Below are 21054 nucleotides of genomic sequence, written 5' to 3' on the forward strand. Positions count from 1 at the left end.
ATGCGGCTACGCGGTCCGAGGAGGGAGCCACCGATGATTCTGCTCCGTCGCCTGCTGGGTGACGTGCTGCGTCGGCAGCGCCAGCGCCAGGGCCGTACTCTGCGCGAAGTCTCCTCGTCCGCCCGAGTCTCGCTCGGCTATCTCTCCGAGGTTGAGCGGGGGCAGAAGGAGGCTTCCTCCGAGCTGCTCTCCGCGATCTGCGACGCGCTTGACGTACGGATGTCCGAGCTCATGCGCGAAGTGAGCGACGAACTGTCGTTGGCGGAGCTGGCCGCGTCGGCGGCGGCGAACGAGCCGGTGCCCGCGCCAGTACGACCCATGCTCAACTCCGTCTCTGTGACGTCGGTGGCCGGAGTGCCGACGGAGCGGGTGACGATCAAGGCACCCGCGGACGTCGTCGCCGCCTGAGGGTGCGGATGTGAGGCTGTGACCGGGCCCCGGTCGGTAGCGATACCGGCCGGGGCTCCGGCATGTCCGGGGCTTCGGCGTCTCCGGGGGTCCGGTGTCTCCGGGGCTTCGGCATGTCCGGCCGAGGGCGCGCCTCCGGGCGTAGGGGCCCCTCATGGCCCGAATGACCGTTTTGTCCCTCCTGTGTCATGGTGGACAGGAAACCGGAAGAGGCCGGTGCGTCCGGTCGGGCCGGTGGAGTCGACGGAACACTGGAGGGCCCGTATGTCTGTCGTGAAGAGTTCCCTGTCCGAGGAGGACCTGAAGCTGGTCGGCGAGGCGCTGCAGGGCGCGCTCGTGGATCTGGTGGATCTCTCGCTCGTCGCCAAGCAGGTGCACTGGAACATCGTCGGGCCACGCTTCCGCTCCGTACACCTTCAGCTCGACGAAGTGGTGACCACGGCGCGGCAGCACTCGGACACGGTCGCGGAGCGGGCTTCGGCGATCGGTGTGACCCCCGACGGCCGGGCCGCGACCGTGGCGGGGACCAGCGCGATCGGCCCGGTCCCCAACGGCTGGATCAAGGACGGGGACGCGGTACAGACGCTGGTGGACGCTCTTGGCGCGGTGGTCACGCGGATGCGCGAGCGCGTCGCGGCGACGGACAAACCGGATCCGGTGACGCAGGACATCCTGATCCAGGTCACGGCTGACCTGGAGAAGCACGCGTGGATGTTCCAGGCGGAGAGCGCGTAGCGCGCGGCGCACGCCGTGGGTGTGCGTCCGATGCGCCCTCCCCACCGGTGATGGCGCGGGTCTAGCGTCGGTCGGCGTCGACGGTCGCCGGCCGGAGGAGGCAGCCATGGTGGGGCGATGGATCCTTCCTCCCGCTTGTGCCGTCGCCTGTGCACTCGGCTGCGCCCTTGTCGTCGGCGGAGCGTGGTGGTGGGCGGTGCTGCGGCTGTTGCTGGTGCCGGAGCACACCGGTGCCGTGGAGGGCACGGTGGCGGCGGGCGGCTGGGGGCTGAGCCTGCTGCCGGTGCACGCCGCCGCGTCACGGGGGAAGCCGGGCCGGGGACGCCGAGGTCAGGGGTCGGGGCCCGGCGGTCGGGGGTCGGGGCCGAGCGGTCAGGATGCGGGGCCCGGCGGTCAGGGGGTGGGGCCCGACTGGCAGCGGGGGCACCAGTAGACGGGGCGCCCGTCCTGGTCGGCCGTACGGATCGGGGTGCCGCAGCGGGGGCAGGGGCGGTGGGCGCGGCCGTAGACGCGTAGTTCCCGGCGGTGGCCGGGGCGCTCGCGGTTGGCCTCCAGCAGTTTCTTGGCGGCCGTCACCAGGCGTTCGGGGGAGGGGAGTTCGCCGACCGGAAGCCAGGGGGTCGCGCGGACCAGGAAGCAGGTCTCGGACTTGAAGATGTTGCCGACCCCGGCGAGGTTGCGCTGGTCGAGCAGCGCCTCCCCGACGGGACGGCCGGGGTCGGCGAGCAGCCGTCGCAGGGCGAGTGCGGGGTCCCAGTCGGGGCCGAGCAGATCGGGGCCGAGGTGGCCCACCACGCGCTCCTCGTCGCCGGTGCGGAGGAGTTCCAGTACGGGCAGCCGGTAGCCGACGGCGGTGCGCTCGGCGGTGCCGAGGATCGCCCGGATCTGATGCGCGGGGCCGCCGCGCCAGCGCTCGCCCGGGGCGTAGATCTTCCACGCGCCGTCCATCCGCAGATGCGAGTGGAGGGTGAGTCCGCCCTCGATCCGGGTGAGCAGGTGTTTGCCGCGCGGTGTGACGTCCAGGACGGTCCTGCCGGTGAGATCGGCGGTCGCGTACCGGGGGACCCGCAGGTCGGAGCGGGTCAGCGGGTGCCCGGCGAGGGCGGTGTGCAGGCGCCGGGCGGTCTGCCAGACGGTGTCTCCTTCGGGCATGTCTCCCATGATGCGCGACGGGGCGGGGACGGGCCGGGTGGACGGAGCGGGCGGCTGGACCGGGGGCGTTCACGGGACGGCCCTCGGGCGGGCCCCTGGCGCGGCGGGCCCACCCCGGCCCGAGGGGGGCCAGGCCAGGTCAGGCGCGCAGGCGCAGGCCCCTGGGGGTGGCGTGGAAGCCCGCCGACTCCAGGGCCCGGCCCAGCGGTGAGGTCAGGGCCGGGGTGCCGTTGGCCCGCTCGACCGTGACCGTACCGAGCACGCCCGCGCGGGCCGCGTCGGCCAGCGCCCCGGCGGCGGCCGCCAGCTCCGGGGCCTGCGGATCCGCGGCCCACGCCAGCAGGGTCCTGCCGCCGCGCTCCATGTAGAGGGTCAGCTCGCCGTCGACCAGGACGACCAGGGAGCCGGCCTTGCGCCCCGGCTTGTGGCCCGCGCCGTCCGGCGGCTCCGGCCAGGGCAGCGCGGCCCCGTAGGCGTTGGCGGGGTCGGCCGCGGCGAGCACCACGGCCCGGGGCGCGGACTGCTCGGGGGCGCGGTCGCGGGCCGTGGCCGCGGCGCGCAGACGGTCGACCGCGCCGTCCATCGCGAACTGGGCGGCGCCCAGCCCCTCTACGACATAGCCGCGTCTGGCCTGGCCGCTGTCCTCGAAGGCCGACAGCACGCGGTACGTGGCGGAGAAGCCGCCCGCCACCCCCTCGGCCGCGACCGCGCCCCGGGTCACCACCCCATGACGGTCCAGGAGCGTACGGGCCAGGGCGTGCGCGCGGTGCGTGGGATCGGGCTCCGGCTCGGGCAGCAGCGACCAGCGCCCGCTCACCGTCGGCGGGCCCGTACGGGAGGCGGGTCTGGCCGCGGCCGTGAGTGTGCCGTACCGGCCGCGGGGCACCGGGCGGCGCGCGCGATGGGCGGTGGCGCCCGCCGTACGGCCGGAGCCGAGCAGCGAGCGCAGCGGGGCCAGCGTGTCGTTGGTGAGCCGCCCCGACCAGGCCAGGTCCCAGACGGCGTCGGCCAGTTGAGGGTCGGTCGCCTCGGGGTGGGTGGTGGCGCGGACCTGGTCGGCGATCTGGCGGAAGAACAGTCCGTACCCGCCGGAGAGGGTGGTCAGCACCGAGGCGTGCAGGGCGGTCTGCTCCAGCGGGTGCGGGGCCGGGAGGAGCAGCGGGGCGGCGTCGGCGAGATAGAGCGAGACCCAGCCGTCCTTGCCGGGCAGGGCGCCGGCTCCGGCCCACACCACCTCGCCCGTGGTGGTCAGTTCGTCCAGGAGCGCCGGGGCGTAGCCGGCGACCCGGGACGGCAGGATCAGCTTCTCCAGGGCGGACGCGGGGACGGGGGCGCCCTGCAACTGCTCGACGGCGCGGGCCAGCCCGTCGATTCCGCGCAGGCTGTCGCCGCTCAGATGCTGCCACTGGGGCAGGAACGTGGCGAGCGCGGCGGGCGCGACCGGCTCCAGCTCCTGGCGCAGCGCGGCCAGGGAGCGGCGGCGCAGCCTGCGGAGCACCGTGGCGTCGCACCACTCCTGACCGATGCCGGAGGGATGGAACTCGCCCTGGACGATCCGCCCGCTCGCCGCGAGCCGCTGGAGCGCGCCGTCCGTGACCGCCGTCCCCAGACCGAAGCGCTCGGCCGCCGAGGACGAGGTGAACGGCCCGTGCGTCCGGGCGTGGCGGGCGAGCAGATCACCCAGCGGGTCCTTGACCGGTTCGGTGAACGCCTCGGGGACACCGACCGGCAGCGCCGTGCCCAGGGCGTCCCGCAGCCGGCCGGCGTCCTCGATCGCCGCCCAGTGGTCCGCCCCGGCGATCCGGACCCTGATGGCGCGGCGGGCCGTGGCCAGCTCCTGCGCCCAGGCCACCGGCGCGCCGCGCTCGGCCAGTTCGCCGTCGGTGAGCGGACCGAGGATCCGCAGCAGGTCGGCGACGCCCTCGGCGTCCTTGACGCGCCGGTCCTCCGTCAGCCACTGGAGTTCGCGTTCCAGCTCCGTGAGGACCTCGGGGTCGAGCAGCTCGCGCAGCTCGGCCTGGCCCAACAGCTCGGCGAGGAGCCGGGAGTCCAGGGACAGGGCGGCGGCCCGCCGCTCGGCGAGGGGCGAGTCGCCCTCGTACAGGAACTGCGCGACGTAGCCGAAGAGCAGCGACCTGGCGAAGGGCGACGCCTCGGGGGTGGTGACCTCGACGAGCCGGACCCGGCGGGCCTCGATGTCGCCCATCAGTTCGGTGAGGCCGGGGACGTCGAAGACGTCCTGGAGGCACTCCCTGACCGCCTCCAGCACGATCGGGAACGAGCCGAACTCGCTCGCCACCTGGAGGAGCTGGGCGGCGCGCTGGCGCTGCTGCCACAGGGGGGTGCGCTTGCCGGGGCTGCGGCGCGGCAGCAGCAGCGCCCGCGCGGCGCACTCCCTGAACCGGGCGGCGAACAGGGCGGAGCCACCGACCTGTTCGGTGACGATCCCGCGGATCTCGCCCGTGTCGAAGGCGACGTCCGCGGCGCCCAGCGGGGCCTGCTCGCCGTCGAAGGCGGTGCCGAGCCGGCCCGGCTCCTCGTCGAGGAGGTCCAGGCCCATCAGATCGGCGTCGGGCAGTCGCAGCACGATGCCGTCGTCGGCGTGCATCACCTGCGCGTCCATGCCGTACCGCTCGGAGAGCCTGGCACCCAGGGCCAGCGCCCACGGGGCGTGCACCTGGGCGCCGAACGGGGAGTGGATCACCACGCGCCAGTCGCCCAGCTCGTCACGGAACCGCTCGACCAGGATCGTCCGGTCGTCGGGGACGTGCCCGCAGGCGCGGCGCTGCTCGTCCAGGTACGACAGCATATTGCCGGCCGCCCAGTCGTCCAGGCCCGCCGTCATCAGCCGTAGCCGAGCGTCCTCCTCCGGGAGGGAGCCGACCTCGCGCAGGAACGCGCCGACCGCGCGGCCCAGCTCCAGCGGGCGGCCGAGCTGGTCGCCCTTCCAGAACGGCAGCCGCCCCGGGGCGCCGGGGGCCGGGGTGACCAGGACCCGGTCACGGGTGATGTCCTCGATCCGCCAGGAGGTCGTCCCCAGCGTGAAGACATCGCCCACCCGGGACTCGTACACCATCTCCTCGTCCAGCTCGCCGACCCGGCCGCCGCCCTTCTTGGGGTCGGCGCCGGCGAGGAAGACCCCGAAGAGGCCCCGGTCGGGGATCGTGCCGCCGGAGGTGACGGCGAGGCGCTGGGCACCCGGGCGGCCGGTGACCGTACCCGCGAGGCGGTCCCACACCACCCGGGGCCGCAGCTCGGCGAAGGCGTCGGAGGGGTAGCGCCCGGCGAGCATGTCCAGCACGCCGTGGAACGCGGAGTCGGGCAGGGAGGCGAACGGCGCGGCCCTGCGGACCACCGCGAGCAGGTCGTCCACCTGGCGGGTGTCCAGCGCGACCATGGCGACGAGCTGCTGGGCCAGCACGTCCAGCGGATTGGCGGGCACGCGCAGCGCCTCGATGGACCCGCCGCGCATCCGCTCCGTGACCACCGCGGCCTGCACCAGGTCGCCGCGGTACTTCGGGAAGACGACGCCCGTGGAGACCGCGCCGACCTGATGGCCGGCCCGGCCCACGCGCTGGAGTCCGGAGGCGACCGAGGGCGGGGACTCGACCTGGACGACCAGATCGACGGCGCCCATGTCGATGCCCAGCTCCAGGCTGGAGGTGGCCACGACGGCGGGCAGCCGGCCCGCCTTGAGGTCCTCCTCGACCTGGGAGCGCTGCTCCTTGGAGACCGAGCCGTGATGCGCGCGGGCCAGCAGCGGAGGGGCTCCCCTGGCCGCGCCCGCCTGGGCCATCACCTCGGCCGGGGAGTGGTCCTCGGACATCGTCCGCCCCGTCGCGCGCTCGTACGCGATCTCGTTGAGCCGGTTGCACAGCCGCTCCGCCAGGCGACGGGAGTTGGCGAACACGATCGTGGAGCGGTGGGCCTGGACGAGATCGGCGATCCGCTCCTCCACATGCGGCCAGATCGACGGCTTCTCCCCGCTCTCCGTCTCCGAGGCGGGGGAGCCGCCCAGCTCGCCCAGATCCTCGACGGGGACGACGACGGAGAGGTCGAACTCCTTGCCGGAGGGCGGCTGGACGATCTCCACCCGGCGCTGCGGCGAGAGATAGCGGGCCACCTCCTCCACCGGACGCACCGTCGCCGACAGACCGATCCGGCGGGCGGGGCGCGGCAGCAGCTCGTCGAGCCGCTCCAGAGAGAGGGCGAGATGCGCGCCGCGCTTCGTCCCCGCCACGGCGTGCACCTCGTCGAGGATCACCGTCTCGACACCCGCGAGCGCGTCCCGCGCGGAGGACGTGAGCATCAGGAACAGCGACTCGGGTGTGGTGATCAGAATGTCCGGGGGCCGAGTCGCCATCGACCGGCGGTCGGCGGGCGGGGTGTCGCCCGAGCGGATACCGACCCGCACCTGGGGCTCGGGCAGTCCGCGCCGCACGGACTCCTGCCGGATCCCCGTGAGCGGGCTGCGCAGATTGCGCTCCACGTCGACCGCGAGCGCCTTCAGCGGCGACACGTACAGCACCCGGCACCGCTTCTTCGCCTCGGCGGGCGGCGGCGCCGAAGCGAGCTGGTCCAGCGCGGCGAGGAAGGCGGCCAGCGTCTTGCCGGAGCCCGTCGGCGCCACCACCAGCACGTCCGACCCCTCCTGGATCGCGCGCCAGGCGCCCTCCTGCGCCGCGGTGGGCGCGGAGAAGGCCCCCGTGAACCAGCCGCGGGTCGCGGGGGAGAAGGAGTCGAGCGCGGAAGCTGCCATGCCCCCCATCGTGCACCCGGCCACTGACAATCGCCCGGACCTGGGCAAACGGCTCCGCCGCCGAGGTCCGGGGCGGTCCGCGCGGTGCGGGCGGCGCAGAATGGGGGCATGGGGACCCGGGAGCAGGCACGGCACTGGCGCTACTCCGAGCTCCCGGATGTCGATCTGCTGCGGGCGCACTACATCGACAAGACGTTTCTGCGGCACACGCACGAGTCCTTCGTCATCGCCGCCATCACGGAGGGGGTGGAGGTCTTCCACCACGGCGGCGTCGACCAGTACGCGGGCCCCGGCTCGCTGGCGCTCGTCAACCCGGAGACCCCGCACACCGGGCATGCCCAGGACCCGGAGGGCTGGCAGTACGGCGCCGTCTACCCGGCACCGGACGTCGTCGCCGCCATCGCGCAGGAGACCACCACGATCCGCGGCACCCCCGGCTTCGTGTCCCCCGTGATCGACGACCCGTACGCCGCCGGCCTCGTCCACCAGGTGCTGCGCGCCGCCGACGAGGGCAACGCGCTCGCCGCCGACACCCTGCTGCGGGTCGTGGTGACCCGGCTGCTCCGGCTGAACGGCGGACCTCTCCCGCAGCGCACCGTACGGGGCGCCGGGGCGCGGATCGCGGCGCGGGCGCGGGCCGTCCTGGAGGAGCGGATGGCGGACCCGCCGTCCCTGGAACGGCTCGCCGCCGAGCTGGGGACCAGCCCCTTCGCCCTGCTGCGCGCCTTCAGGAGCGCCTACGGGCTGCCGCCGCACACCTGGCTCACCGATGCGCGGGTGCGCCGTGCACGCAGCCTCCTGGACGCCGGTACGGGGCCCGCCGAGGCGGCGGTGGCCGTCGGGTTCACCGATCAGCCCCACCTCAACCGGCACTTCAGCCGCATCGTCGGGGTCCCGCCCGGCGCGTACCGCAGGGAGCGGACCGGGCGGCACCCCCGCTGACACCGGGCGGGGCGGCGCCGCCCCGCCCACAAGGAGGCGGCTCGGGGAGGCGCGGCGGGATGCGCGGCGGCGTGGGGCGGTGGGATGCGCGGCGGCGTGTAGCGGTGCGGGGCGGTGCGATGCTGCGTGGGGCGGTGCGGGGCGGGGCGCAAGAATGTACAAGACCCGCAGGCCCCGTGCCGCGTAGCGTCCGCGGCGTGGCAGAACAGACAGCGTCCGCTTCCGCGGACATACCGGCCGGCATACCGGGGGACGGTCCCGGGGGAAGCACCCCGCACCGCGCCCCTCGTACCGACCAGACCTCTCGTCCCGGCCAGACCCCTCGTCCCGGCCCCGAGGCGAAACCCGACTCCGCCGTGGTGCGCGACGCCCTCGGCGTCGGTATCGCCGTCGGACTCTCGGGCTTCGCCTTCGGCGTCACGGCGGCGGGCGCGGGGCTCACCGTGGCACAGATCTGCGCGCTCAGCCTGCTGGTCTTCACCGGCGCCTCGCAGTTCGCCCTCGTCGGAGCGCTCGCGGCCGGTGGGAGCCCCTTCACCGCGGCGGCGGGCGCGTTCTTCCTGGGCGTACGCAACGCCTTCTACGGCCTCAGACTCTCCCAGTTGCTGCGCCTGCCGGGCCCCGTGCGCCCGTTCGCCGCGCAGTGGGTGATCGACGAGACGGCCGCCGTCTCCCTCGCCCAGCCGACCCGGCGCGCCGCCAGGATCGGATTCACGGTCACCGGCGTCACGCTCTACGTGCTGTGGAACCTGACCACCCTGGCCGGGGCGCTGGGCGCGGAGGCCCTGGGCGACACGGCCGCGTGGGGGCTCGACGCAGCGGGGCCCGCCGTCTTCCTCGCTCTGCTCGCGCCGATGCTCCGTACCACCACGGAGCGGGCCGTCGCGGGCCTCGCCGTCGTCCTGGGGCTCGGGCTGCTGCCGGTGCTGCCGGGCGGGGTCCCGGTGCTCGTCGCCGCGCTCGCCGCACCCGCCGTGCTCTGGCTCAAGGGCCGCGCGCTCGGCGCCCGCCGCACGCCCTCCTCCGGCCCGTCGGAGGGCTCCGGCCGCACGAAGGGAACCGACCGATGACCGTCTGGATCGCGATCGGCGCGACCGCCGTCGGCTGCTACCTCCTCAAGCTGCTGGGACTCCTCGTGCCCGCGGGGGTGCTGGAACGCCCGCTCGTCCAGCGGCTGTCCGCGCTGCTGCCCGTCGCCCTGCTCGCCGCGCTGACCGCGCAGCAGACCTTCAGCGCGAACGGCGCGCTCGTCCTGGACGCCCGGGGCGCGGGGCTCGCCGCCGCGGCGCTCGCGCTGGTGCTGCGCGCCCCGTTCCTGGTGGTCGTGGGGGCCGCCGTGGCCGTCACGGCGGTCGTACGGGCACTGTCCGGCTGACAGGGGTCCGGGGGCGCTCGGGCCCTCCCGGGCGGCCTACGGTGCCGTACCGCGGCGTACGGGGCGGCATTCCGTACGCCGGGGGGCGGTCAGGCGAGGGCCCGTCCGTGGGCGCGCAGTGTCCGCAGCGCCTCGACGGTCACGATCGGCCGCCACTCCAGGACGCCGCCCGGCGCCCACGTCCGCCGGGCGGCCGGCCAGCCGCCGTCCTCGCCCTGCCGCGCGGCGAGGAAGTCGAGCGACCGCTCCATCTCCTCGTCCGTGAACCAGCGCCTGGCCAGCGATCCGGGCACCCGCGCGTAGTCGTACGGAAAGTGGTGGTCGCCCGGCGCGTACCCCGGCGCCACCGGGTACGCGCCGCGGCGCTCCGGGTCCAGCACCGCCAGCCGCCGCTCCCGTACGAGCCGCCCCAGCCGGTCCGCCGCCGCCTCGGCGCGCGCCCGGTCGGGGACGCCGTCCAGGAAGGCCACCGCCGCCTCCGCCTCGTACGGATGTGTCTCCTCCAGTCCTTCGACCGCCGCCCAGCAGAAGTCGGTGGCGCGGAAGAGCCAGGCGTGCCAGACCTCGTTGCGGTGCAGCAGCCCGACCACCGGGCCTGTCGCGAGCAGATCGCCCGGCGGGCGGTCGGCGACCGGGAGGAAGGGCGCGAACGGATAGCCGCGCACAGAAGGACGCGGTGCGGGCAGCGCGCCCTCCCGGGTCGACACCGAGGTGAGATAGCGGCAGATCCGTTCGGCCCGCACTCCTTGGCAGCGGCCGATGGAGTCGAGGATCCGCAGGGCGTGCGCCGTGTGGAGCGGCTGGCTCACGGGGCCCCGCAGATCGGGTTCGAGCGCGTGACCGTATCCGCCGTCCTCCCCGCGGTACGCCGTGAGAGCGGCCTCGACCGCGTCCTCACCCCGGCCCTCGCCGGTCCCGTCGTCCAGGAAGTGGTAGGCGAACCGGCGCTGTTCGAGCACTCTCGCCGTCAGCCAGACGAAGTGCTCGGCGCGGGCGAGCGGGGACACGGTGGAAGCTGTGATGCCGGCCATGGTCCGACGGTAGGGCGCGGAAGGCGGCGTACGAGGGGGACGGGGCCGGACCGCACTCGGAGGAGCGGGATACTGGGCGCATGCGGTTGACGATTTTCTGGGAGCGGATGGCGGACCACTTCGGCGCCGCCTACGCGGACTCCTTCGCCCGTGACCATGTGATGGCCGAACTGGGCGGCCGTACGGTGCACGAGGCGCTCGAAGCGGGCTGGGAGACCAAGGAGGTCTGGCGGGCCGTCTGCGCCGCCATGGGCGTCCCGCCCGAGAAGCGCTGACGCCCGGCCCCTCCGGAAAGAGGCCGGGATCCGGGGCCGAAGCCAGGACCGCGGGGCCGGATGTCGGCGCCGTAGTCCAGACTGACCCCGTGGCACCGAACGACAGCACCGCCTCGGACGTACAACCGTCGATCCCTCCGCCGGACTCCGCGCCGCAGCCCCCGCGCGCCGCGCCGCCCGCGGGGCCGCTCCCGCGCCCGGCCGACCGGGACGGCGGGGGCGAGCGCATGCCCCGCTGGCTGCCCAGGGCCATGCTCCTCGCCCTGGGCCTCGTCGCCTGCTTCCAGCTCGGTGTCTGGGCGTTCCATCAGCTCTTCGGGCTGCTGATCAATGTGCTGATCGCCTTCTTCCTGGCGCTGGCGGTGGAGCCCGCGGTCAGCCGCATGGCGGACCGCGGGATGCGGCGCGGACTCGCCACTTTCCTCGTCTTCTTCGGGGTGCTGATCGCGAGCGCCGGCTTCGTGGTCATGCTCGGCTCCATACTGGCGAGTCAGATCATCGACATCGTGGACTCCTTCCCCCAGTACCTCGACTCGGTGATCAAGTGGATCAACCTGACGTTCCACACCGAGCTGTCCCGGGTCGCCGTCCAGGACAGCCTGCTGCACTCCGACTGGCTCCAGAGGTACGTGCAGAACAGCGCCAGCGGCGTCCTCGACGTCTCCGCCACCGTGCTGGGCGGACTGTTCCGGCTGCTGACGGTCTTCCTGTTCTCCTTCTACTTCGCCGCCGACGGGCCCCGGCTGCGCCGCGCGCTCTGCTCCGTGCTGCCGCCCGCCCGGCAGGCCGAGGTCCTGCGGGCCTGGGAGATCGCGATCGAGAAGACCGGCGGGTATCTCTACTCGCGCGGACTGATGGCCCTGATCTCCGGTGTCGCGCACTACATCCTGCTGGAGGCCCTGGGCGTGCCGTACGCGCCGGCACTGGCGATGTGGGTGGGGCTGGTCTCCCAGTTCATCCCGACCATCGGCACGTACATGGCGGGCGCCCTGCCCATGCTGATCGCCTTCACCGTGGACCCCTGGTACGCGCTGTGGGTCCTCGGCTTCGTCGTGATCTACCAGCAGTTCGAGAACTACATGCTCCAGCCCAAGCTCACCGCCCGGTCCGTGGACATCCACCCGGCGGTGGCCTTCGGCTCGGTCATCGCGGGTACGGCGCTGCTGGGCCCCGTCGGGGCGCTGATCTCGATCCCCGCCGTCGCCACGTTGCAGGCGTTTCTCAGCGTGTACGTGAAGCGGTACGACGTGCTGGACGATCCGCGGGCAGGAAGCGGCAGACGCCGCCGCGGAGTCCCGCTGCTGGGCCGGATACGGCGGGAGCCGCGCACGGGGGACGACGGCTGAGTCGGTCCGACGGGGCCGGCCGCGCGACCGGGGTCAGAAGCGGTCCGGAGCGCGCCGCGGGAGCGGAGATCCGGGGAGCACGTCCCGCTTCTGGTTCTTCCGAGCCTCCGCGTTCGAGTCGGCCGTCGCCCGGCAGATCACGTCCTTCGCCGGGAGCTTGCCGGTGACCAGGTAGCCGTTGACGGTGCCGTCCGTGCACGCGTTGCCGTTCGGGTAGACGCCATGACCCTCGCCGCCGAGGACGGTGACCATTTTCGAGCCCTTCAGAGTGGCGTGCAGGGCCTGGCCGCTGGCGAGCGGGGTCTGCGAGTCCCATTCGTTCTGGACGACCAGGGAGCCGACCGTGTTGCTCACCTCGGTCACCGGCTCCACGGAACTGTCCCAGAAGGCACAGGGCTTGATGCTGGACGCGAAGTCACCGAAGAGCGGGTAGCGGCCCTTGTCCTCGATGGCGTCCCGGCGGTAGCTCTCGGGATCGCGGGGCCACGCGGCCGAGTTGTCGTTGCAGACCACGGCCAGCAGGCTCGCCGTGAGGTTGTCGGACGGCGTCTCGGCAGTGGCAGCGGCGGCGCTCGCCGTCCCGGACCCCTCGGGCCGGATGAACGCCGCGAGCTTCTTCGCGGAGGCGGGCTCGCCGGCCGCGGCCTTCTTCAGCTCCACCAGCCCCTCGGAGGCGTACTGCGGGCTGAAGACCGCCGCGCGCATACCGCTGCGGATGTCGTCGCCGGTGTTCGCCCAGCCGTCCACCTCGATGGGCTTCTCGTCTGCCTGCGCGACCAGATCCCAGAAGGTCCGGCCGACCTCCTTCGGGGTGGCACCGAGGCCGTACTTCTCCGCATGCTCTGCGGCCCACTCGGTCCACCGGTCGAACGCGGGCTCGGCGCCCTCCGCCCACCACTGGATCATCCCCCGCCAGGCGCGCGCCGGATCGATCGCGCTGTCCAGCACGAACCGGTCCGCCCGGCCCGGGAAGAGCTGGGTGTAGACGGCGCCCAGATAGGTGCCGTACGAGTACCCCACGTACGAGATCTTCTTCTCGCCCAGGACCGCCCGGAGCACATCCATGTCACGCGCGGTGTTCCGCGTGGTGATGTGCGGGAGCGTGCCGCCCGCCTTCTCCCTGCACTTGTCCGCGACGTCGCGTGCCCAGGCGATGTCCTTGCCGAAGGTCTCCTCCTTGTACGGTCGCAGCCAGTTCTCCTCGTCCGGCTCCAGGCCGCAGGAGACCGGGCTGCTCCGTCCCACCCCGCGCGGGTCGAAGCCGATGAGGTCGTACTTCTGCCGCGCGGACGCGGGGAGCCTGTCCTGCATCCCCAGTGGCATGTGGAGCCCTTCTCCGCCCGGACCGCCGGGGTTGGAGAGCAGGACGCCGCGCCGCTTGTCGGGGGCGGTGCTCCTGAGGCGGGATATGGCCAGGTCGATCCGCTTGCCCCCGGGAACCCGGTAGTCCAGCGGAACCTTGATCGTGGCGCACTCGAACTCCGCCGGAGAGCCGGCGTCGCACCGCTCCCACCGCGGCTTCTGCTTCTTGTACCCATCCAGCGCGCTCCGGGCGGCGGACGTGGAGGCGGCCGACGGGGTGGCGGCCGGAGCGGCGGTGGCCGTCGAGGTGGCGAGCACGGGAGCCAGCGTGGCCGTGACACTCACGGCCAGCAGGGGCGCGAGACGTCGTCTGCGCACAGTATCGATCCTTCCGGTCTTCTGTTCGGGACAGGAAAGATCATTCAGGAGCGGGCCCCGCGGGCGAATCCCTCGCCGGGCCGCACCTCCCGTACATCCAGAGAGTGACGCAACGGCCTGGGGTGGTCCCCGAGTTGTAGGCGGTGGCCCGTCCGTGAGGCGGGCGGTGCCCGCCCCGGGCCGCCCGCCCCACGCGTCCGCGCGTCCGGCGAGTGTCGCTTGACACCAAAATCGAACATCCATTCTTATGGGGGAGTCGCCGGTGTTTCCCTGGCCCGCCGGCGGGGTTGTGTGGTGGCGTGACGGGGGCGTCCGGCCGGTGCCCGGCCCGGCCGAGTCGTCCGCGGTTGTCCACAGGCGGGGAGGCGCCGGGGGCGCGTTGTCAGTGGCAGGGGATAGCGTCATTGACGTGAAGCGATCGACTCAAGCAAATCGGGTGGAACCCATGGCAGGAACCGACCGCGAGAAGGCGCTCGACGCCGCTCTCGCACAAATTGAACGGCAATTCGGCAAGGGCGCAGTGATGCGCATGGGCGACAGGCCGAACGATCCCATCGAGGTCATCCCCACCGGATCGACCGCGCTCGACGTCGCGCTCGGCGTCGGCGGCCTGCCGCGCGGCCGCGTGGTGGAGGTGTACGGCCCGGAGTCCTCCGGCAAGACGACGCTGACGCTGCACGCCGTGGCGAACGCGCAGCGGATGGGCGGCGCGGTGGCCTTCGTGGACGCCGAGCACGCCCTCGACCCCGAGTACGCGAAGAAGCTCGGCGTCGACATCGACAATCTGCTCCTCTCCCAGCCGGACAACGGCGAGCAGGCCCTCGAAATCGTGGACATGCTGGTCCGCTCCGGCGCCCTCGACCTCATCGTCATCGACTCCGTCGCGGCGCTGGTGCCCCGTGCGGAGATCGAGGGGGAGATGGGCGACTCGCACGTCGGTCTCCAGGCGCGACTGATGAGCCAGGCGCTCCGGAAGATCACCAGCGCGCTCAACCAGTCCAAGACCACCGCGATCTTCATCAACCAGCTCCGCGAGAAGATCGGCGTGATGTTCGGCTCGCCGGAGACCACGACCGGTGGCCGGGCGCTCAAGTTCTATGCGTCGGTCCGGCTCGACATCCGCCGTATCGAGACACTGAAGGACGGCACCGAGGCCGTCGGCAACCGGACCCGCGTCAAGGTCGTCAAGAACAAGGTGTCCCCGCCCTTCAAGCAGGCCGAGTTCGACATCCTCTACGGCCAGGGCATCAGCCGCGAGGGCGGCCTGATCGACATGGGCGTGGAGCACGGCTTCGTCCGCAAGGCCGGCGCCTGGTACACGTACGAGGGCGACCAGCTCGGCCAGGGCAAGGAGAACTCCCGCAACTTCCTCAAGGACAACCCCGATCTCGCCAATGAGATCGAGAAGAAGATCCTGGAGAAGCTGGGGGTCGGGGTCCAGCCGCAGGCGCCGACGGCCGAGCCGGGCGCGGACGCCGCGGGTGCTCCCGCGACCGGCGACGAGCCGGCGAAGCCCGCGGCAGCCGCCTCCAAGGCCAGGTCGGCCAAGTCGGCAGCGGCCAAGAGTTAGTTCGTCACCGTGCCTTATGCGAAGAGGCGACGGACCGAAAGGCCGGGCGGCAGCTCCGACTCGTCGAGGGCCGAGCAGGAGCTGCCGCCCCAGGACCCGGCCGAGCGGGCGCGGGCGATCTGTCTGCGCCTGCTCACCGGCACGCCGCGCACCCGCAAGCAGCTCGCGGACGCACTGGAGAAGCGGGAGATCCCGCAGGACATCGCGGAGGAGGTGCTCTCCCGCTTCGAGGACGTGGGACTGATCAACGACGCGGCGTTCGCCGACGCCTGGGTGGAGTCGCGCCACCACGGCCGCGGTCTGGCCCGGCGCGCGCTCGCGCGCGAGCTGCGGACGAAGGGCGTGGAGTCCGCCCTGATCGACGAGGCGGTCGGGCAGCTCGACTCCGAGCGGGAGGAGGAGACCGCCCGCGAGCTGGTCGCCCGCAAGCTCCGTGCCACCCGTGGCCTGGAGCGGGACAGACGTGTGCGCCGGCTCGCGGGGATGCTGGCACGCAAGGGATATCCGGAGGGGATGGCGCTCCGGGTGGTCAAGCGGGCGCTGGAGGAGGAGGGCGAGGACACGGAGGGGCTGGACGAGGGCGTGTACTGACCAGGGCGTGTACCAGGGCCTCTCCGGTGAGCCGTGCCTCGCCGGCACAGACTGCCGGCCGTGGCACCGGACCTGGCAGTGACGGAACCGGCCCTCGTCCGGGCATCGGCCCTGTCTGGCCACCCGCCCGGTCTGGCCACTCGCCCAGCCTGGCCCCGGAGCGGGCGGGCTCACGCTCCGGCATCGGCGTCCTCCGGGCAACCGGCCCGGCCCAGGCACCCGGACCGCCCGTGCGTCCGGCCTGCCCCCGCATGGGCCGTGGCAGCCGCCCGGGCGCCTGCCCGTGCCGCGCAGCCGGACTCGTTGCCTGTCCGGCACTCGGCCCGCTTGCGTGCCCTGCTCGCGTTCGTGCCCGGTCCGCATTCGTGCCCGGTCCTCGTCCGGAGCGACGGCCCTGGACTCCGGCCCCGGGCTTCCGGCGCGGTGTGCTGGTCCGGCGTGTCCCGGCGTATTCGCGTACGGGCGCGGCGGTGAACGCCCACGCGCTCACCGTGCGACGGGCAGCCCCTCGGCCTTCCACGCCTGGAAGCCTCCGACGAGGTCGGTCGCGCGGTGCACTCCCAGCTGCCGGAGGGAGGCCGCGGCGAGGCTCGACGCGTACCCCTCGTTGCAGACGACCACGACCCGCAGCTCATGGCTCGTGGCCTCCCGGGCGCGGTGGCTGCCCTGCGGGTCGAGCCGCCACTCCAGTTCGTTGCGCTCCACGACCAGCGCTCCCGGGATCAGCCCGTCACGCTCGCGCAGCGCCGCGTACCGGATGTCCACCAGCAGCGCCCCGCCCGCCGCGGCCTCGAACGCCTCCCGGGGCTCCAGCCGGTCCAGGTCCGCGCGGACCCGCTCCAGCAGTTCGTCTATGCCCACCCGCTCGCTCACTGCCACTCCTCGGGACGCTCGACCTGCTCAAGACGGAGCACCTGGCCCGTACGGCTGTAGCGCCGCATCAGCGGCAGCGGCGGATAGTACGCGTGGACGGACACGGCGTGGGTGTCGCCGGACTCGTTGCGTACCTCGTGCACATGGTGCCTGCCGAACGCCCGGCCCTCGCCCGCCGTCAACTGACGTTCACGGTCGACGTCCTCGGCCAGCTCCAGGGTCTTCCACCCCTCGGTGGGCAGCCGCGCCGCCAGCGAGTCCTCCTTGAGCACTCCCGAGGCCGTGGCGAAGGCGCCGTGCGAGCCGCCGTGGTCGTGCCAGCCGGTGCCCGTGCCGGGCGGCCAGCCGATCAGCCACGCCTCGCTGCCCCCGGGACCGTTCAGCCGGATCCACGTACGGCCCTCGGGGTCGAGCGGGAGCGAGGCGATCAGCGCGCGGTCGGCGGCGGTGCCGCGGACGAAGTCCAGCAGTTCGGCGGGGGAGGGGCCGCCCACCGGGGCGACCGGGGACGCCGGTGCGGCCCCGGTGACGGGCGCGGAGGTGCCTACGGGAAGGAGAGACATGGTGACCGTCCTGAGAGGTTCGCGAAGGTGCCCTGCCGCGGCGCGGAGCGGTGGGCGCGGGTGGAGAAGCGGCGAATCAACAGGACGGACGACACACGCAGCCCGCATAGCGGACCAGGTCCATATGGACCCTCCGCCACAGGCGCACATCGGTGTCAGTCACGATTCGGAGTACACCATGTGAGCCCGTGGCGGTCAATTGATGTTCGCGGTGTGGTCAGGGGTTACCGGAGCGTTCGGCTTCGGGACGGTGTGCGCCGTCGGCGGACCGGCGGCGCCCGAGGGCGGGTGGGGAGCCCCGCCACGCGCCGCGTCCGCCGCCGCGTAGAGGTCCCCGGGCCGTACCCCGCCGAACGCCGTCACCAGATGTCCGTCCGGCCGTACCAGCAGCACGCTGTGCGCGGAGGCACCCGGGTACGCCTCGGTGACCAGCAGCTCCGCCCGTACGGGCAGGGCGGTCACCGCGTCGGCCAGCCGCGGCATCACCCCCGCCGTCATCCAGTGCCGCCGGTCCCAGACCCCGGTGCCCGGCGCGACCAGCACCACCAGCAGCCGCCCCCGGCCCAGCCGGTCGCCGAGGCGCGTGGTCGTGCCGTCCGGCGCCGTCACCCGTACGTCGTCGACCTGCCCGCCGGGGGGCGTGCCCACCGCCGTCTGCGTCCCGGTGTACGGAGGCGCGAGGGGGGAGTGCGGGTAGGCAGGCGGTGCGCCCAGCGGACCGTTCCCGAGATGCCCGTCGGCGAGCAGCGTGTCGTGCCCGCGCGTCGCCCCCGGCATGTACGTACGCAGCGCGCCGCCGCCCCGCAGTATCGGCAGCGACTGGTCGGCCGCGCGCAGCCGGGCGGCCACGGCGGTGCGCCGCTCGGCCTGGTAGCTGTCCAGCAGGGTCTCCGAGGCCCCGTGGTGCCAGTCCTCCGCGAGCTTCCAGGCGAGGTTGCCGATGTCGCGCAGCCCCTCGTCGAGCCCCTGCGTGCCGACGGCGCCCAGCAGGTGCGCGGCGTCCCCGGCGAGAAAGGCGCGGCCCGCGCGCCAGCGCCGGGCGAGCCGGTGGTGCAGCGTGTAGACGCCCGTGTCGAGCAGGTCGTACGGCGGCGTCTCGCCGCACCAGCCGGCCAGGGTGTCCCGTAAACGCGTCACCAGGGCCTCGGGCGTCACCAGGTCGCCGCGCGAGGGCAGCAGCCAGTCGAGCCGCCACACCCCGTCCGCGAGCGGCCTGGCGGAGACCTCCTCGCCCCCGCCGGGCCACGGCGGACGGCGGTGCAGCAGCGCCTCGTCCGGCCATGGCAGATCCACCCGGAGCGCGGCGACCGCGTGCCGCTCCACCGCCGTACGCCCGGGGAAGCGGATGCTGAGCAGCTTGCGGACCGTGGAGCGGGCGCCGTCGCACCCCACGAGATGGCTGCCGCGCCACCAGGTCGCCCCGGGGGCGCGGGTGTGCGCGGTGATGCCGTGGCCGTCCTGTTCCAGGGCGTCCAGCCGACTGCCGGGGACCAGCCGGATCAGGCCCTCGTCGGCGATGGCGGCGCGCAGTCCGCTCGTCAGCGCGTGCTGCGGGATGTGCAGAGGGGCCGGGGAGCCGTCACCGGCCGCCGCGCCGAGCGGCAGCTCCCGCATGAGCTGCTTGCGCCGCATCAGACGCCAGCCGACCCAGTGGGTGCCCTCGTCACCGAGGGTGGTGCAGCCGAGCCGGGTCAGCAGCGCCGTGGTGTCCGGGCGCAGTACGACGGTCCGCGCGGGGCGCGCCTCGTCCGTACCGGTGGACTCGTCCAGCACCACGGAGGGGACGCCCTGTCCGGCGAGGGCCAGCGAGAGGGCGAGCCCGACCGGGCCCGCGCCGACGACGATCACCGGGTCCACGGCGCGCCCCTTCGGGCCCGTGCGGTCATACGGTCAAGGGCGGCGGCAGGAGCCCGGTGTGTGATCACAGAACGTATGCAACCTACTGGGGGTGCCCGCGTCAAGCGACGGGCTGGTCGGCGCGCACACCCCCTGTACCGGCTGCCTCATACGCCAGAGGAGTTGCCGCCGTCCATGGTGTGCCCCGGACCGTGGGAAAGATGGGGCTCCCCGGCTCCGAGGACCGCTCCGGTGCTCTTCTTGCCGCGCCGCAGCCGCCGCTCCAGCCACCCGGCGAAACTCGTGAGCGCGAAGTTCAGGGCGATGTACATCAGCGCGATCACGACGAGCGTGGCGATGGTGTTCGCGCCGTAGTTCGCGGTGATCGTCCGGTTCTGCGAGAGCAGCTCCGGGAAGCCGAGGATCGCGCCGCCGATCGCCGTGTCCTTGACGATCACCACGAGCTGGCTGACCAGGGCCGGCAGCATCGCGGTCACGGCCTGCGGCAGCAGGACGTACGACATGGTCTGGCCCTTGCGCATCCCGATCGCCTTCGCGGCGTCGGTCTGGCCGTTCGGCAGCGTGAGGATGCCGGCCCGGACGATCTCCGCGATGACCGAGGAGTTGTAGAGCACCAGGCCGGTCACGACGGCGTACAGCGGCCTCACGTCCGAGGAGATATTGCTGAACTCGACGTACAGCGCTGAGGCGAACACCATCATGATCAGGACCGGCAGGGAGCGGAAGAACTCCACGACCACGCCGACCGGGACCCGTACCCACGCGTGGTCGGAGAGCCGGCCGATGCCCAGGAGCGCCCCGACCGGCAGGGCGATCACGATGGAGAGGGCCGCGCCCTTCAGGGTCTCGCCGAGTCCGGGCAGCAGATACGTCGTCCAGACCGCGCCGTCCGTGACGAACGGGCTCCACTTCTCGGAGGCGAGCTGCTCCTTCTCGGCCATCGTGGCCAGCACCCACCAGGCGGCGAGCGCGAAGACCACCACGAACAGGACGGTGTAGAGGATGTTGCGCCGCTTGGCGCGGGCGCCCGGGGCGTCGTACAGAACGGACGTGCCACTCATCGCTTCACCGCCACGCGCTTGCTGACCCAGCCCAGAACCAGGCCGGTGGGGAGAGTGAGAACGACGAAGCCGAAGGCGAACACCGCGAAGACGGCGAAGAGCGCGCTGGTCTCGTTCTCGACCATGGACTTCATCAGGGCCGCGGCCTCCACGACGCCGATGGCCGCCGCGATGGTCGTGTTCTTCGTCAGCGCGATCAGCACGTTGGCCAGCGGCGCCACCACGGAGCGGAACGCCTGGGGCAGCACGATCAGCGTCAGTACCTGGAAGAAGCTCAGCCCCAGTGCGCGGGCGGCCTCCGCCTGCCCGACGGGCACGGTGTTGATGCCGGAGCGCAGGGACTCGCAGACGAAGGTGCCCGTGTAGGCGACCAGGCCCAGTACGGCGAGCCGGAAGCCGATGGACTCGAAGTTCTCGCCGCCCAGCTTGATCTGGAGCGTCTGGCCGAGCCCCAGCGAACAGCCGACGAGTACCACGGTCAGCGGGGTGTTACGGATGAAGTTGACGTACGCGGTGCCGAAGGCGCGCATGAGTGGTACGGGACTGACACGCATCCCGGCCAGGAGGGTTCCCCATATCAGGGACCCCACTGCGGAATAGAGGGTGAGCTGCACCGTCACCCAGAAGGCGCCGAGCAGGTCGTACTGCCCGGAATCAAGAAAGTCGAACACGATGCCCCGCGCTCTCCCCTGGTTTGCTGGTCGGTACGCGCCGCCCGCCCCGCCCGCGGCGCCGACCAGCGTCGCACACCGCCCGGCGGCGAGATTAGGGGCGGGCTCGTTCTTTTTGTTTTGCGGGACCCAGATTGGGGGCACCGCCAACACACCCAAAACAAT

General features: G+C 73.2%; 19 protein-coding genes. 9 read left to right on the top strand and 10 right to left on the bottom strand.

Annotated elements, in window-relative coordinates; translation table 11 throughout:
• Positions 1–33: 33 nt before the first annotated feature.
• Both ACFXPK_RS21980 and ACFXPK_RS21985 read left to right on the top strand, forming a co-directional pair.
• Positions 34–408, top strand: a complete 375-nt coding sequence (locus ACFXPK_RS21980) for a helix-turn-helix transcriptional regulator (protein ID WP_329822570.1) — start codon at positions 34–36, stop codon at positions 406–408.
• A gap of 264 nt (positions 409–672) precedes the next feature.
• Positions 673–1143, top strand: a complete 471-nt coding sequence (locus tag ACFXPK_RS21985) for a Dps family protein (RefSeq protein WP_384995355.1) — start codon at positions 673–675, stop codon at positions 1141–1143.
• A gap of 393 nt (positions 1144–1536) precedes the next feature.
• On the opposite strand, the gene ACFXPK_RS21990 is transcribed toward ACFXPK_RS21985, so the two are convergent.
• Positions 1537–2295: an Fpg/Nei family DNA glycosylase gene (locus tag ACFXPK_RS21990; protein WP_384995358.1), complete on the bottom strand. Its 759-nt coding sequence runs from the start codon at positions 2293–2295 to the stop codon at positions 1537–1539.
• 139 nt (positions 2296–2434) lie between these two features.
• Positions 2435–7054, bottom strand: a complete 4620-nt coding sequence (locus tag ACFXPK_RS21995) for an ATP-dependent helicase (protein WP_385077855.1) — start codon at positions 7052–7054, stop codon at positions 2435–2437.
• A gap of 108 nt (positions 7055–7162) precedes the next feature.
• Here ACFXPK_RS21995 and ACFXPK_RS22000 point away from each other — a divergent pair, with 108 nt between their 5' ends.
• The 3 genes from ACFXPK_RS22000 to ACFXPK_RS22010 all read left to right on the top strand — a co-directional run bounded on the left by ACFXPK_RS22000 (position 7163) and on the right by ACFXPK_RS22010 (position 9371).
• Positions 7163–7996 (top strand): AraC family transcriptional regulator, encoded by an 834-nt coding sequence (locus tag ACFXPK_RS22000; RefSeq protein ID WP_385077858.1) that lies wholly within the window; start codon positions 7163–7165, stop codon positions 7994–7996.
• 197 nt (positions 7997–8193) lie between these two features.
• Complete coding sequence (locus ACFXPK_RS22005) at positions 8194–9066, top strand: AzlC family ABC transporter permease (RefSeq protein ID WP_385077860.1); 873 nt, start codon at positions 8194–8196, stop codon at positions 9064–9066.
• Positions 9063–9371, top strand: coding sequence for an AzlD domain-containing protein (locus tag ACFXPK_RS22010; protein WP_384995365.1), 309 nt, complete (start codon positions 9063–9065; stop codon positions 9369–9371). The genes ACFXPK_RS22005 and ACFXPK_RS22010 overlap by 4 nt, the downstream gene beginning before the upstream one ends.
• Before the next feature lie 89 nt (positions 9372–9460).
• Here the strand turns inward: ACFXPK_RS22010 and ACFXPK_RS22015 are convergent, their stop codons facing one another.
• Positions 9461–10402: a hypothetical protein gene (locus ACFXPK_RS22015; RefSeq protein ID WP_385077862.1), complete on the bottom strand. Its 942-nt coding sequence runs from the start codon at positions 10400–10402 to the stop codon at positions 9461–9463.
• An 80-nt stretch (positions 10403–10482) separates the two neighbouring features.
• On the opposite strand from ACFXPK_RS22015, the gene ACFXPK_RS22020 reads away from it, so the two are divergent.
• Complete coding sequence (locus ACFXPK_RS22020; protein WP_384995367.1) at positions 10483–10677, top strand: DUF3046 domain-containing protein; 195 nt, start codon at positions 10483–10485, stop codon at positions 10675–10677.
• A gap of 227 nt (positions 10678–10904) precedes the next feature.
• Positions 10905–12023, top strand: a complete 1119-nt coding sequence (locus tag ACFXPK_RS22025) for an AI-2E family transporter (RefSeq protein ID WP_384995420.1) — start codon at positions 10905–10907, stop codon at positions 12021–12023.
• 33 nt (positions 12024–12056) lie between these two features.
• Here ACFXPK_RS22025 and ACFXPK_RS22030 read toward each other — a convergent pair whose 3' ends face one another.
• Positions 12057–13703, bottom strand: a complete 1647-nt coding sequence (locus ACFXPK_RS22030) for an alpha/beta hydrolase (protein ID WP_385077865.1) — start codon at positions 13701–13703, stop codon at positions 12057–12059.
• A gap of 445 nt (positions 13704–14148) precedes the next feature.
• Between ACFXPK_RS22030 and recA the strand changes: the two genes are divergently transcribed.
• Positions 14149–15273 (top strand): recombinase RecA, encoded by a 1125-nt coding sequence (recA, locus tag ACFXPK_RS22035; protein ID WP_384995371.1) that lies wholly within the window; start codon positions 14149–14151, stop codon positions 15271–15273.
• 9 nt (positions 15274–15282) lie between these two features.
• Complete coding sequence (recX, locus tag ACFXPK_RS22040; RefSeq protein ID WP_385077868.1) at positions 15283–15864, top strand: recombination regulator RecX; 582 nt, start codon at positions 15283–15285, stop codon at positions 15862–15864.
• Positions 15865–16350: 486 nt separating this feature from the next.
• Here recX and ACFXPK_RS22045 read toward each other — a convergent pair whose 3' ends face one another.
• From ACFXPK_RS22045 to ACFXPK_RS22070, 6 genes are all read right to left on the bottom strand, one after another.
• Positions 16351–16737 (bottom strand): rhodanese-like domain-containing protein, encoded by a 387-nt coding sequence (locus tag ACFXPK_RS22045; protein ID WP_385077871.1) that lies wholly within the window; start codon positions 16735–16737, stop codon positions 16351–16353.
• Entirely contained in the window at positions 16734–17300 is a 567-nt protein-coding gene (locus ACFXPK_RS22050) for a cysteine dioxygenase (RefSeq protein WP_385077874.1), read from the bottom strand. The genes ACFXPK_RS22045 and ACFXPK_RS22050 overlap by 4 nt, the downstream gene beginning before the upstream one ends.
• A gap of 76 nt (positions 17301–17376) precedes the next feature.
• Positions 17377–17463: a putative leader peptide gene (locus tag ACFXPK_RS22055; RefSeq protein ID WP_311605579.1), complete on the bottom strand. Its 87-nt coding sequence runs from the start codon at positions 17461–17463 to the stop codon at positions 17377–17379.
• A gap of 32 nt (positions 17464–17495) precedes the next feature.
• A complete protein-coding gene (locus ACFXPK_RS22060) occupies positions 17496–19157 on the bottom strand; it encodes an FAD-dependent monooxygenase (protein ID WP_385077877.1) in 1662 nt (553 codons plus the stop codon).
• A 146-nt stretch (positions 19158–19303) separates the two neighbouring features.
• A complete protein-coding gene (locus tag ACFXPK_RS22065; RefSeq protein WP_384995382.1) occupies positions 19304–20218 on the bottom strand; it encodes an amino acid ABC transporter permease in 915 nt (304 codons plus the stop codon).
• The gene (locus tag ACFXPK_RS22070) at positions 20215–20889 is read right to left on the bottom strand and encodes an amino acid ABC transporter permease (RefSeq protein WP_384995385.1); all 675 of its coding nucleotides are present in this window, start codon (positions 20887–20889) and stop codon (positions 20215–20217) included. Before ACFXPK_RS22070 ends, ACFXPK_RS22065 begins: the two co-directional genes overlap by 4 nt.
• Positions 20890–21054: the final 165 nt, after the last annotated feature.

The organism is Streptomyces sp. NPDC059142, assembly GCF_042755665.1.
In the GTDB taxonomy this organism is placed as follows: Bacteria; Actinomycetota; Actinomycetes; order Streptomycetales; family Streptomycetaceae; genus Streptomyces.